This is a genomic window from Pseudoalteromonas sp. 120-MNA-CIBAN-0494 (assembly GCF_040308885.1).
Taxonomy (GTDB): Bacteria; Pseudomonadota; Gammaproteobacteria; order Enterobacterales; family Alteromonadaceae; genus Pseudoalteromonas; species Pseudoalteromonas nigrifaciens.
In genome coordinates this window covers 228,390-241,234 of sequence record NZ_JBEOOE010000003.1, presented here as the reverse complement: position 1 = coordinate 241,234, position 12,845 = coordinate 228,390, and the positions used below count along the sequence as shown (strand labels likewise).

The following is a 12,845-nucleotide window of genomic DNA, read 5'->3' as shown; positions in this document are numbered from 1 at the left end:
GTTGGATGAGGAGCATGCTTCGTTCAACAAGGTATTTATACGATACAAGCAACGTAACGTATAAATACTAAGACGTTAACTGTACAAGGATAGTTTTGTGAATTCTGATAGTAAAAATGAACGTACTTTATTACCTTTTGTTGTTTTAATTGGGGTTGTTGCTGCGCCTCTTATTTTTATTGCTGGTTTGATTTTCGGTACCGAGTTAAATACTGCAATAGTTTTAACTTCAGATTCATTGTCTTCTTGGGTAGGTGCAATTGCAACAGTGTCTATTGCAGTCCTAACCTTTATTCTAGCGAAAGAAACTTGGCACTTAAGAATTTCACAGATCGCTCAGCTTACCGAAATAAGAAAAGAATCAATGAGGCCAAATGTTGTTGTGAGTCTTCAACCATCAATGGTTAGCATTACTTTTTGGGATGTTATCATTCAAAACTTGGGAAAAGGAATTGCCCAAAATGTAAAATTTAGCTTTAAGAACACAGATGGAAGTAACGCAACAGAACAAAATAATCACCTAGTAAAAGTCTTCAACAAACTTTCCTTATTCGAGAACGGGTGTTCTTCTTTGGGCTTAGGACAAACTATTAAAAGTTTTCTACTTGGTTTTGTTGATCTCGAAAGGGACGTTGGCAAAGATAACGTATTCAACCAGAAAATTAGATTAGAGATCTATTTTGAAGATGCTGAAGGAACACCTTATAAAAACTCTTTAGATATAGATTTTTCCGATATTAAAGGTATATCTACACTTGGTGGAGCTACAGATCCAATGTATTCAGTGTTTAAAGAAATTGAAAAGTTAAGAAAGGTATTTGAACCAGTTTTCAAATCAGGAAATAAACGACTTGAAATCGATTCTTATAACACCGGTGACAGAGTCATTGAACGCGAACAGCAACTAGAAAGAAACAAAGAGTTATTGGCTCAAATAGAAAAACGTAATAGTACAGTTAACAAGCCAATTAAGCAGGACTAAAAACAGTTTGCTGTTTTCGTTCCTCAACATTTTAGCAAACAATTTTAAGCCTCTTATTGGGGCGTTAGAGGAATCATTCATGAAATGGAGTTTCTTAATCCTATTTGTTTTATCATTTCCATCAAGTGCAATAATAATGAGACATGATGTAGATGAGTCTAAATATTTAGAATTTGCCAAGGATAATAAATCGATAGTTACCTTTTACGGAAATTATAAAGATAAAGAAATTGTCGAAGGAACAGGGACTCTAATTGCCGAAGATTGGGTAATTACCGCTGCTCATGTTGCCAATTATTTGTTAATTGATGGAAAAGTCAGATTCAAAGATTCTTACTACAAAATAAAGAAAGTTGTTAAACATCCAGACTGGAAAGATAAGCAATTTCCAAATGATATCGCTCTTGTCCAGTTACAATCGACTATCCCTAATAGTGAAACTGTCGCTTTATATGACAAAGAGGATGAACTTCATAAAACTTTGACGTTTATCGGTCGCGGGGACTTTGGTACTGGTGAAGTAGGAGTTGTCGGTGCTGATGATCGTTTAAGGGCTGCACAAAATGTTGTCACGGAAACTTCTGGGCAGTGGGTTCGGTTTAAGTTTGATAGTGAAAAAGGCTCTTTGGCATTAGAGGGGATTAGTGGTCCGGGGGATTCTGGTGGACCAGCACTACTTAAAATGAATAATCGACTCTATATTGTGGGCGTTAGTTCATGGCAAAATTCAGAGCCAACAGAATGGCAAGAAGCTAAATATGGGGTAATTGAAAACTACTCTCGCATTTCATACTTCAAAAAATGGATAGAAAAATCTATGGAGTAGTATTCCTCTAACAAGCTGTTAAACAAGGACAAAAAACAGTTGGCTTTTGCTCTTTCGTCGCTAATTTTAGCCAACAATTTTATTGCCTGTTAACAGGGCGTTAGCTGTTGAATCAGATTGTAGCTTGTATTATAATTTAAGTACGTCCAATTATTGGGCGTCGGAGCTTAGCTCCTGGCGATAATTATAAAAATCGCGACTACTCTTCTTCCTCAACGCCAGATTAGAAGGACTCGCATCTTATGAACCTGTTTGTACAGGTAAGAAGGTGTGTATGTCTAATAAAAGTCAATCTAAAAAATTCACAGATATTCTTTCAATTCTTATTTTTGTTGGATTAAGTCTGTTTGGTGTTTGTGCCATATACTTTTCAAATGTTCAAGACGAAATTAGTTTGAAAGTTTGGTCCCACTTCAAGGATTTATCTTTACTTGTCGCAGGGTATTATTTCGGGCAAAGTAGAAAAACAGCTAACAAGCCAATTAATCAGGACAAATAACAGTTGGTTTTTGCTCCTGCGTCGCTTATTTTAACCAACTGTTATTTTTGCCCATTATTGGGGCGTTAGGCCCAAGGAAATCGAGATGAGTGAAGATATAGAGAACAAGAATAAAGTGTTAAGAGGCTTTAATTGGGCATTCGTTCTCTTAATGTTTTCAGGCATAGTTCTTACCGTCATTATGGCAAAATCAACTAATGTTTATTTACTAATCAGTCTAGTTTTCCTATTAGCAATCTTAGCCAGTTATATTTTTACGGCAATAGCAATAAATCCAGAGCTTTCAATACTCTTGGGCTACCCCATCAATATTGGCAACAAAACAATTAATGTTCTAATTGGTGCAAACTCTCTATTTGTGCTTATGGGCTTAGGTATAATAATTTCGTGTATTACTACACAACAATATCCTGCAAGTATCTCAGGCTTTTTATATTTAATTTTGTCTGGTTTTAATATCAAGGCTTTGCTTAAATGCAAGGCCTAACAAGTTTAGGCATTGGACTGTCAAAAGCGTCACTTAAATTGCTTGCGCAATTACGTGCCACTTTTGCCAGCCCATGCTAAAGGCATTATATGCCTAAAATAGTCATTAGTATAATATCTAACATGGTGCACCTTTTGCATTAATATCAAATATCTATTAATACATGAGGAATTAATATGAATATTTTAAATATAGGGCAAAACTATTCCATTACGACAGCAGCTAGCGGCAATAAAATGCCGACTGAATCTATTGCTGTAGAAAAAAACATAAACCAAAATAATTCACAACCTACAAAGATTGATATGAGAAACATATCAATTGATGAAATTAATACATTAATTAAATCAGGGGAAAGTGCTTTACTTGATGTAGTTCCATTTATACCATTAAATGTACTTGAACAATATAATAATGATCCCGAAAAAATAGGTAAAATCAAAGTAGACTTAATTGGGCAAGTTGAGAAATCTATAGATTTTAAAAAAAGCATTGGTGAGAATACTGACTTTTTATCAGGTGTTTTAAGTAAATTTAAAGATCTTGACGGTAAACAGTTAAATGGGAAGGTTGATATCTTAGCATAATACGGCATATAATCGGGTAGCCGGAGGTCTCTAACCTCCAGCCCCCACACCACCCATCATGCGGGTCCGCAATGGGCGGTTCATCTCCCGTAATGAATATTGATCCAAATATCTTTCAATGACACTAAACCTTGTGATGCTAAATAGTCATTACCTAGCGCAATGTTAATTCCTTTTGTTTTTGAGCTTCTACAAGGGCCTTTACTGGTGATACCACAGGCTATGGCGAGTCGCTCGCTAACACCCAATTTCATTAAACTGCGTACTTTGGTGCGAGGTTTACGCCATTGCCGCCAGTAGCACATTCTTATCCTACGACGGATCCAATGATCTAAATCCACTGTTAGTTGATAAGCGTTGGCTATTAGGTAGTAGTGTCCCCAGCCGCGTAAATACTGCGTGAGTTTATGAATTTGTAGGGTCATTGAGATCCCCCAGTTGCGGTTAGTGAGTTCTCTTACATTTGCTTTAAATTTCTTTAGCGCCTGTTCGTGGATCTGCACTTGAGCGTAACGGAAGGTAAACCCGAGAAATTTCGAGCCTGATACGGGACCGACTCGACTTTTCGATTCATTCACTTTGAGTTTTAATCGCTGAGTGATAAACGCAGTAATTTCCCGTTGGATTATGAGTCCTTCGCTTTTCGTTTTTACTAAAATGATTATGTCATCAGCGTAACGTGCAAACTTAAGGTGTTTGTAGGTTAGCTTCTTATCTAATTCATCGAGTAAAATATTGGAAAGTAAAGGGGATAATGGTCCACCTTGAGGGACTCCTTTGGTTGACTCAAACCACAGACCCGTTTCGCGCTCTGCGATCCCCGCTCGGAGGTATTTACCAAGTAGGCGCATGAGTGCTTTGTCTTTGACTTTACGACCAACACGATTCATCAGCATGTCATGGTTTACTTCATCAAAGAACTTAGACAAGTCAATATCAACTGCTGTTTTATAACCTTGTTTAACACAAGATTGAACATGATTTACTGCTTGGCTGGCTCTTTTATGAGGGCGATAACCATAACTATGTGGTGAAAATAGAGGCTCAAAGTAAGGGCTAATCACTTGAGCAATAGCTTGTTGGATCACTCTGTCGATAACAGAAGGGATCCCAAGCATTCGCTCACCGCCATCGGGTTTGGGTATCATCACGCGTTTGACTGGCAAGGGTTGATAAGTGCCGCTAAGTAATTGTTGTTTAATACCCAGCCAATGTAACTTAGCGAAGTGATTAAATTCCTCAATACTCATATTATCAATACCCGCAGCCCCTTTATTGCGCTTAACATGTTGCCATGCTGCACCAATATTGTGGTTGCTCAGTACCCTTGCCATCAGGTCACGATCTGTTTGGTTGTATTCATTCGAGGTATTATTCACAGTCGAACGCTGTTCATCACTATCACAACACGGTGATCTATGTGAATTCAAGTTCATTTGTAGTATCTCCTCTGGTTAAGATGTTCAGGCCTTCACCGTGTCCCCTCCATTACGATGGGCGTTTGGCTACTATGCCGTCTGCTGACTTCTGATAAATCACTCTAGCGATTACTCGATAAAGCGCGTCGAAACTAACGCTTGTTTACTGCTATTTCGCTCGCTGTAGGTCGCAGCAACCAAAGCGCCAAGGGTTGAACAACCAGTCCCTAACTGGTAATCTCCAAGCGTTAGCGCGGATGCGTGTTTATCAGATCTCCCCGAATAAGGTGCATCGACTTTCTCTGCACAACTGCATCATTTACGGTGGCCGTTAGATCACATGACTTCGCTATCTTGTGCTAGCTCGTCTCCAGCCTACGCCTCATATGATGTTTTTGTTCATCAGCTCACAGATTTGCTAGCGGCTTCCTCTAGACTATCTCTCGCGATTTAGCCCTTGCCATTCGCTAGTAGTTATCGTTTAATAACAGTGTGTTATTTAAACGGTGATCTTCCTACAGAGGACTTTCACCTCATAAGTCAATGCCCATGTCGGGCGTACACAAGGCGCTGCTGCGGAAAATTTACTCGCTGGCGCTCCCAAATTTCCGCAGAGCGCGGCGTTAGTTTCACGAGGGAGCATCATGCGCAGAATTAAAATTGTTGTCTTCGCCTGTTTTTTGTTAGTTGTACTCGCTGGTGTTTTTTCTCAGAGACATGCTTTGGCATGTGAAGCTGTGGGACTTACAGATTATGAGCAAGTCGCTCCAAATATTTTTGCATTACCCAGCGTGGAAAATATAGAGGAAGTTCTAAGAAGCATCCTAGATGGTAGACAAAGAGTAGATTCAACATTCGGTGAAATGATCGCTATTCCCAAAATAGTAATTGTTGCTAATAAAGTTGAAGCAAACAACTTTGGAGCTAATTCAACTGCAACAGCTTACTATACCCCAATGGGTACTTGCATAATCCTTGGCCCTAAAGGGCAAAATGTAGATGTTACCGCGCATGAGTTGACGCATGCAGAAGTTGGACAAAGAGTTGGATGGCTAACTCATTGGTTAGAAATTCCAGTTTGGTTTAATGAAGGGGTGGCCTTAATCGTGGATCACAGAAAACCATTCTTAATTGAAAATATTGATATCAGCCAAGAAGCAATAGGCTCCGTCAAACAGTTGAAATCCGGCAGAGGATTTTTTGGTGGTACAAACACACATGAAAATTATGTTGCATCAAGAATGGCAGTTAATAATCTCGAGCCGCTACAGCTTTATCAAAAACTAGAACGTGTTCGAAATGGAGAGAGTTTTGAAAGTGTATTTGAAATGTGAAACTAACAAGGTGCTGCTACGGAAATATTACTCGCTGGCGCTCCTAAATTTCCGCAGAGCACGGCGTTATGTGTCATAAGGTACTTCCAAATCCGAATACCAATTTATAAAATTTAGGAAAATATCAACTTGAAAAAAATAATAAAACATCTTTTCATCGGTGGTGCAATCTTTGTAATTGGTGCTCTATTGCATGATTTTGCAAACATGAGAGATATAGGCAGTTTTCTCGCATATCTTGGAATTGGTTATGCAGTAGTTAGTTTTATATACATTGCTATAAAAGATAGACCTTTTACATTTATAGGAACAGCAGTTGAGAAAATAGAAAAAAATAAAGCTCATGATGAACTTCTAAAATATAAAAAACTATTTGATGAAGGAATTCTAACAAAAGAAGAATTTATGATTAAGGCTGAAGAACTAAAGAAAAAAATATTATAAATCACATAACAAGTTACATCATCGGAAAACCAACTCGCTCGCGCTCGTCGTTTTCCGCTGTGTAAGGCGTTATACACCATTCATTAGGGAGAAGTAATGCTAAGCAACATAATATCATTGATAATACGTGGCGGAATAACACTTGGTATTGGTTATTTAATAGGTGCCGGCTCTGACGCAGTTTTAGCTGTTGGTAATGCTGAAAGCTTGGTAATTGCAAGTATAGTATGGATAATTGGCGGCATCTATTCACTTTCAAATTTCAACAATCCATATAACCTTACTAAGGTAAAAAGTACTGACAATAAGATTTCTAGAATTATTGATGGTAAAAACAAACAAAAAATCGAAGAAGAAATGCTAAGAGTAAAGAAACTTCTAGATAATGACATTCTAACCAAAGATGAGTACGATCATAAAATAAAAGTACTAAAATCAAAGTACCTTTAATGTTTAAAAATGTATAACAAATTGCTTAAACGGAAAAATTACCGTTGGTTGGCGCTTCGCGCATCATAACCAACAGCAATTTTCCCATTAGCAAAGCGTTATATTTCCTTTGCAACGGAGTGTTTATTTCCATGTTGAAAAAGTTACTGTTTAGCTTTCTGTTTTTTGTTAACTATGTTAATGCACAAGAACACGATTTTTCAGCCATGTTATCTTGCCATGCATCATCGGATAAACCGGGACTTGCAGTAAGCATCGAGCAATCTGGAAAGCATGTTTTCAAAGGCGCGCTTGGTGTTGCAGACGTAAGCACTCGCGAACCATTAAAAGTTGAGAACACTTTTCAGATCGGCTCAATTTCAAAGCAGTTTACTGCCGCTGCGATACTTCAACTCGCTGAAAAGAAAAAGTTATCCTTAAAAAGCACTCTGGGTGATTTTATTACAGATATTCCAGTCGAATACGCAAGCCTGACAATTGAACGTGTTCTAAGCCATACTTCCGGGCTGCCAAATTACAACTCGGATACAGGGGTCAGGCAGCGATGGGACAAGTACGCCCCCATTGATGAAGTAATCAGTGTGGTGAGTAAAATGCCCGTACTGACAAAGCCTAATGTTGATTATGCGTATTCAAATACCGGATATATTTTGTTGGGAAAGGTGATTGAGGTCACTTCTGGGCTGACATATGGCGAGTATTTGCAACGGAATATTTTTTCTCCTTTAGGTATGAAAAATTCGTTTGTTGTGACTAAAGGGGTAAGTTCAAAGCAAATTGTTAAAGGCTATACCGCAAATAGAGATGCACCCAATGCGTATTTGGCTCCCGAAACCGTTGACCGCAGTTGGATTTATGCGGCGGGTGCAATTGCATCGACGCTTGACGACATGAGCCTGTGGCATCGTGGTTTAAGTTCTGGAAAGGTTATTTCGGCTGAAAATTATCAGCTGATGATAACTAGAGCAAAATTAAACAACGGTGAATCAGTCAATTATGGGTTTGGTATGGATATATACCCTATAAGTAGTCAAACGTCGTACAGCCATCAAGGGCAAGTGCCAGGTTTTATGGCATGGTCAGTCTATTTTCCCTCGCATGATTTACTTGGCACAGTATTCGGCAACAACGACGCTGTTCACCCAGGCCCAGCTTTGTTAAATATGATTGCAAGACAACTTAACCTTTCACCAGCGCCAATTGCTCATAAAAACATTACAGAGCAAGCTAAGGCTCTGATTGGCACATACAAAGGTGCTGACGATACGGTTATGACTGTTACATTCGATGATGGGCAACTCAGTGCGAAAACCGACAGTGGTGTCATTCGAAAATTAGTGCTTCGGGAAAATAACTCATTTTCGTATGAATGCACTGAAGATTATTATCAACTTCGAGAGCAGGATGATAAGCGTTTACTTGTTCCTGTCAGTATTTACATGGGTGAACGAGCGCCTTTAGTTCGAACGGAAATATAACAATCGCCATCAAAACGCGCCCTCTGGGCGCTCCGACTCGCAACAAGTTGCTCGCGTTTGTGGCGGGCGTTATAACCAAGGAGGATAGTAATGGCAGCCAATGAGTTAGAGAAATTAGATAAGGTGCTCGCCATGGGCAAGTGGCAGTATGTTGTGAAGCACGGGGTTCTGGGTTGGGGCGTATTAACCGCTATTCTCTATACGGGTCTAATGTATCTCACGAGCAGTTCACCACTTCTTCAAACCCTATTGATATCCTTGGTGTTGTTTGGCCTAGGTGGCATTTTTTGGGGGCTGTTTATGTGGTATTTCATCAACCGGCGCAGAAATAAGATCGCGCGCCAGTAAGTTATAACAATGCCAGTCTGTCCGACACCAAAATCTACGCTGACGCGTAAATTTCGGTGCGGCAGCTGGCAGGCGTTATGCATTACATCAAATTCAGCGTTAAAAGGATGAATAATGAGCGTTCAAAAAGTAGTTGTTATTACTGGCGGTAGCCGAGGGATTGGTGCGGCGACAGCAAAGCTTTTTGCTCAAAACGGTTTTTCCGTATGCATAAATTACAAATCTAATGCTGAGGCTGCTAATACTCTCGTTGAAGAAATCAAAGCGTTAGGTGGTCATTGTATTGCGGTTCAAGCTGACGTTTCCAAAGAAGGTGATGTTGTTAAACTGTTTGAAACCGTTGACCAAGAGCTTGGTGTTGTTTCTGTTCTTGTCAACAATGCTGGTATCTTAAAGAAACAGATGCGCTTAGACGAAATGAGTGCAGAGAGGATTAACTCAATTCTCATAAACAATGTGACAGGTTATTTCTTGTGTTGTCGTGAAGCAGTGAAACGAATGTCAACTCGTCATGATGGTCTCGGTGGTGTCATAGTTAATGTTTCTTCGGGAGCCGCTCGAACAGGTTCACCGAATGAATACATCGATTATGCAGCGTCAAAAGGTGCAATTGACACCTTAACAAAAGGTCTGTCGTTGGAAGTTGCCGCGGAAGGTATCAGAGTTAACTGTGTTCGCCCAGGATTGATTTATACCGATATGCACGCTGACGGTGGAGAGCCTGACCGTATAGAACGACTCAAAAATAAAATTCCAATGCAACGGGGTGGTTTTCCTACTGAAGTCGCTGAGGCCATTTATTGGTTGGCGTCTGAAAAATCATCATTTTCCACAGGTAACTTTCTGGATTTAGCCGGTGGTTTGTAATGCATAACAAACGCTTCAAGAGGGACAGCCAACGCGCGGCATTTTTACTATGCGTTGGTTTTTGTGGTTATGGTGTTATGCGGAAGCTTGGTAGTAGCGTTGTCTGCCCCTTAAGCGGGCGTTAGCTCATTCGGGGAGCGATTATCGCACTCGACGGAATCCAGAAAGGAAACGTATGAAAATAAGAAAAATAGTAATGTTTGTCTCATTTGCAATTGTCGCGGTCCTAGCTACTTGGCTCGTTATTCCGAAACAAAAGGCCATATCTGAGCATCATAATGATATTGATGAATTTATATTAGATGTTATGGAAGAGGCTGCAATACCGGGTATGGGGATTGCTGTTATCCGAAACGGGAATACAGAGTTAATTCGTGCCTACGGATTCGCGGATATCGAGAAAAAGAAGCCTGCCACTATTGACACACCCTTTAATATTGCATCAATTAGCAAACCGATTATGGGGATAGCTATATTGCAGCTCGCCGAGCGTGGGCACCTTAATTTGGATGATGACATCAACACTTACCTGCCATTCAAAATTGATCATCCGAGCGCATCTTCAGCGCACATATCGATAAGGCAATTAGCTACTCATACGTCCGGTATCGCTGATTTCTATGATCCGAAAACATACTCCCACAACGCTGATTCAAATATCTCTTTAAAAGAGCATGTTGAAAAATTGCTGGTTGCTTCTGGAAGTGATTACTATTTGCCGAACCCACCGGGTACTACGCGAGAGTACAGTAACCTTGGCGCTGCGGTCGCTGGTCTGATTGTTGAGTCAACATCTGGACAAAGTCTGTCAGAATACAGTCGAGAGAATATATTTCTTCCATTAGGAATGGCCGATACTGGATGGTTATTGGCTGACTTTGAGGGCTTGGGAGGTCTCGCGGTTCCATACGAAGTAGAGCAGTGCATTCCATACATTTCAATATGTGCCAATTGGAAGTCGCCCATAAAAAACGGCATCATTTCAGAGCTTTTTAATCCACCGATTGATTATAAGACCTTTCAAAGACACCCTCACTACGGTAACCCGCAGTATCCTGATGGTGGCATCCGGACAAGCATCAACGACTTAAATACGCTCATCCTTGCTTTATTGGATAGCGACGACGGAGATACGGTATTCTCCGATAGTCTTAAAGGTGAAATGCTAGCTAAACAGCTCACCGACGACATTGATGAACGACAGAGGTTCTTTTGGAGGGACAATCTGCAAGGAAGAATTGGTCATAAGGGAGCGGAGATTGGTGTCTTCTCTTCTTTATACTTCGACCCAGTTAAGAAAGATGCCGTGATTATTGTGATGAATCGGGGCGTTGACATGGCTTCTGATCGGGCGATGGACAAATTGAGTCGTCGACTGTGGTCCATGTGATAGCTAATCGGGTAGCCGGAGGTCTCTAACCTCCAGCCCCCACACCACCCATCATGCGGGTCCGCAATGGGCGGTTCATCTCCCGTAATGAATATTGATCCAAATATCTTTCAATGACACTAAACCTTGTGATGCTAAATATTCATTACCTAGCGCAATGTTAATTCCTTTTGTTTTTGAGCTTCTACAAGGGCCTTTACTGGTGATACCACAGGCTATGGCGAGTCGCTCGCTAACACCCAATTTCATTAAACTGCGTACTTTGGTGCGAGGTTTACGCCATTGCCGCCAGTAGCACATTCTTATCCTACGACGGATCCAATGATCTAAATCCACTGTTAGTTGATAAGCGTTGGCTATTAGGTAGTAGTGTCCCCAGCCGCGTAAATACTGCGTGAGTTTATGAATTTGTAGGGTCATTGAGATCCCCCAGTTGCGGTTAGTGAGTTCCCTGACATTTGCTTTGAATTTCTTTAGCGCCTGTTCGTGGATCTGCACTTGACCGTAACGGAATGTGAACCCGAGAAATTTCGAGCCTGATACGGGACCGACTCGACTTTTCGATTCATTCACTTTGAGTTTTAATCGCTGAGTGATAAACGCAGTAATTTCCCGTTGGATTATGAGTCCTTCGCTTTTCGTTTTTACTAAAATGATTATGTCATCAGCGTAACGTGCAAACTTAAGGTGTTTGTAGGTTAGCTTCTTATCTAATTCATCGAGTAAAATGTTGGAAAGTAAAGGGGATAATGGCCCACCTTGAGGGACTCCTTTGGTTGACTCAAACCACAGACCTGTTTCGCGCTCTGCGATCCCCGCTCGTAAGTATTTACCGAGTAGGCGCATGAGTGCTTTGTCTTTGATTTTACGGCCAACACGATTCATCAGCATGTCATGGTTTACTTCATCAAAGAACTTAGACAAGTCGATATCAACCGCTGTTTTATAACCTTGTTTAACACAAGACTGAACATGGTTCACTGCTTGACTGGCTCTTTTATGAGGGCGATAACCATAACTATGTGGTGAAAATTGAGGCTCAAAGTAAGGGCTGATCACTTGAGCAATGGCTTGTTGGATCACTCTGTCGATAACAGCAGGGATCCCAAGCATTCGCTCACCGCCATCGGGTTTGGGTATCATCACGCGTTTGACTGGCAAGGGTTGATAACTGCCGTTAAGTAATTGTTGTTTAATACCCAGCCAATGTAACTTAGCGAAGTCATTAAATTCCTCAATACTCATATTATCAATACCCGCAGCCCCTTTATTGCGCTTAACATGTTGCCATGCTGCGCTAATATTGTGGTTGCTTAGTACCTTTGCCATAAGGTCATGATCTGTTTGGTTATATTCATTCGAGGTATTATTCACAGTCGAACGCTGTTCATCACTATCACAACACGGTGATCTATGTGAATTCAAGTTCATTTGTAGTTTCTCCTCTGGTTAAGATGTTCAGGCCTTTACCGTGTCCCCTCCATTACGATGGGCGTTTGGCTACTATGCCGTCTGCTGACTTCTGATAAATCACTCTAACGATTACTCGATAAAGCGCGTCTAAACTAACGCTTGTTTACTGCTATTTCGCTCGCTATAGGTCGCAGCAACCAGAGCGCCAAGGGTTGAACAACCAGTCCCTAACTGGTAATTTATCAGATCTCCCCGAATAAGGTGCATCGACTTTCTCTGCACAACTGCATCATTTACGGTGGCCGTTAGATCACATGACTTC

At 40.6% G+C, this 12,845-nt stretch carries 14 protein-coding genes; 12 read left to right on the top strand and 2 right to left on the bottom strand.

The window, feature by feature from the left end:
* Positions 1 to 97: 97 nt before the first annotated feature.
* From AAEY55_RS04360 to AAEY55_RS04340, 5 genes are all read left to right on the top strand, one after another.
* Complete coding sequence (locus tag AAEY55_RS04360) at positions 98 to 982, top strand: hypothetical protein (protein WP_350550219.1); 885 nt, start codon at positions 98 to 100, stop codon at positions 980 to 982.
* Positions 983 to 1,061: 79 nt separating this feature from the next.
* A complete protein-coding gene (locus AAEY55_RS04355; protein WP_350550216.1) occupies positions 1,062 to 1,808 on the top strand; it encodes a trypsin-like serine protease in 747 nt (248 codons plus the stop codon).
* Positions 1,809 to 2,082: 274 nt separating this feature from the next.
* The gene (locus AAEY55_RS04350; RefSeq protein WP_350550213.1) at positions 2,083 to 2,307 is read left to right on the top strand and encodes a hypothetical protein; all 225 of its coding nucleotides are present in this window, start codon (positions 2,083 to 2,085) and stop codon (positions 2,305 to 2,307) included.
* A gap of 85 nt (positions 2,308 to 2,392) precedes the next feature.
* Complete coding sequence (locus AAEY55_RS04345) at positions 2,393 to 2,794, top strand: hypothetical protein (protein WP_350550210.1); 402 nt, start codon at positions 2,393 to 2,395, stop codon at positions 2,792 to 2,794.
* Positions 2,795 to 2,970: 176 nt separating this feature from the next.
* Positions 2,971 to 3,381, top strand: a complete 411-nt coding sequence (locus tag AAEY55_RS04340) for a hypothetical protein (RefSeq protein ID WP_350550207.1) — start codon at positions 2,971 to 2,973, stop codon at positions 3,379 to 3,381.
* 80 nt (positions 3,382 to 3,461) lie between these two features.
* Here the strand turns inward: AAEY55_RS04340 and ltrA (AAEY55_RS04335) are convergent, their stop codons facing one another.
* Positions 3,462 to 4,817, bottom strand: a complete 1,356-nt coding sequence (gene ltrA, locus AAEY55_RS04335) for a group II intron reverse transcriptase/maturase (protein WP_256620722.1) — start codon at positions 4,815 to 4,817, stop codon at positions 3,462 to 3,464.
* 626 nt (positions 4,818 to 5,443) lie between these two features.
* Between ltrA (AAEY55_RS04335) and AAEY55_RS04330 the strand changes: the two genes are divergently transcribed.
* The 7 genes from AAEY55_RS04330 to AAEY55_RS04300 all read left to right on the top strand — a co-directional run bounded on the left by AAEY55_RS04330 (position 5,444) and on the right by AAEY55_RS04300 (position 11,110).
* The gene (locus tag AAEY55_RS04330) at positions 5,444 to 6,133 is read left to right on the top strand and encodes a hypothetical protein (protein ID WP_339683308.1); all 690 of its coding nucleotides are present in this window, start codon (positions 5,444 to 5,446) and stop codon (positions 6,131 to 6,133) included.
* 129 nt (positions 6,134 to 6,262) lie between these two features.
* Positions 6,263 to 6,577: an SHOCT domain-containing protein gene (locus tag AAEY55_RS04325; protein ID WP_339683304.1), complete on the top strand. Its 315-nt coding sequence runs from the start codon at positions 6,263 to 6,265 to the stop codon at positions 6,575 to 6,577.
* Between the two features lie 96 nt (positions 6,578 to 6,673).
* Positions 6,674 to 7,027: a hypothetical protein gene (locus AAEY55_RS04320; RefSeq protein ID WP_339683310.1), complete on the top strand. Its 354-nt coding sequence runs from the start codon at positions 6,674 to 6,676 to the stop codon at positions 7,025 to 7,027.
* A 131-nt stretch (positions 7,028 to 7,158) separates the two neighbouring features.
* Complete coding sequence (locus AAEY55_RS04315; RefSeq protein ID WP_350550201.1) at positions 7,159 to 8,505, top strand: serine hydrolase domain-containing protein; 1,347 nt, start codon at positions 7,159 to 7,161, stop codon at positions 8,503 to 8,505.
* Positions 8,506 to 8,595: 90 nt separating this feature from the next.
* Positions 8,596 to 8,853 (top strand): hypothetical protein, encoded by a 258-nt coding sequence (locus tag AAEY55_RS04310; protein ID WP_350550198.1) that lies wholly within the window; start codon positions 8,596 to 8,598, stop codon positions 8,851 to 8,853.
* Between the two features lie 114 nt (positions 8,854 to 8,967).
* Positions 8,968 to 9,720 carry an SDR family oxidoreductase gene (locus AAEY55_RS04305; RefSeq protein ID WP_193255029.1) on the top strand — a complete coding sequence of 251 codons (753 nt, stop codon included), beginning with the start codon at positions 8,968 to 8,970 and terminating at the stop codon, positions 9,718 to 9,720.
* 175 nt (positions 9,721 to 9,895) lie between these two features.
* Entirely contained in the window at positions 9,896 to 11,110 is a 1,215-nt protein-coding gene (locus AAEY55_RS04300) for a serine hydrolase domain-containing protein (protein ID WP_350550194.1), read from the top strand.
* A 75-nt stretch (positions 11,111 to 11,185) separates the two neighbouring features.
* Here AAEY55_RS04300 and ltrA (AAEY55_RS04295) read toward each other — a convergent pair whose 3' ends face one another.
* Positions 11,186 to 12,541: a group II intron reverse transcriptase/maturase gene (gene ltrA, locus AAEY55_RS04295; protein ID WP_350550191.1), complete on the bottom strand. Its 1,356-nt coding sequence runs from the start codon at positions 12,539 to 12,541 to the stop codon at positions 11,186 to 11,188.
* Positions 12,542 to 12,845: the final 304 nt, after the last annotated feature.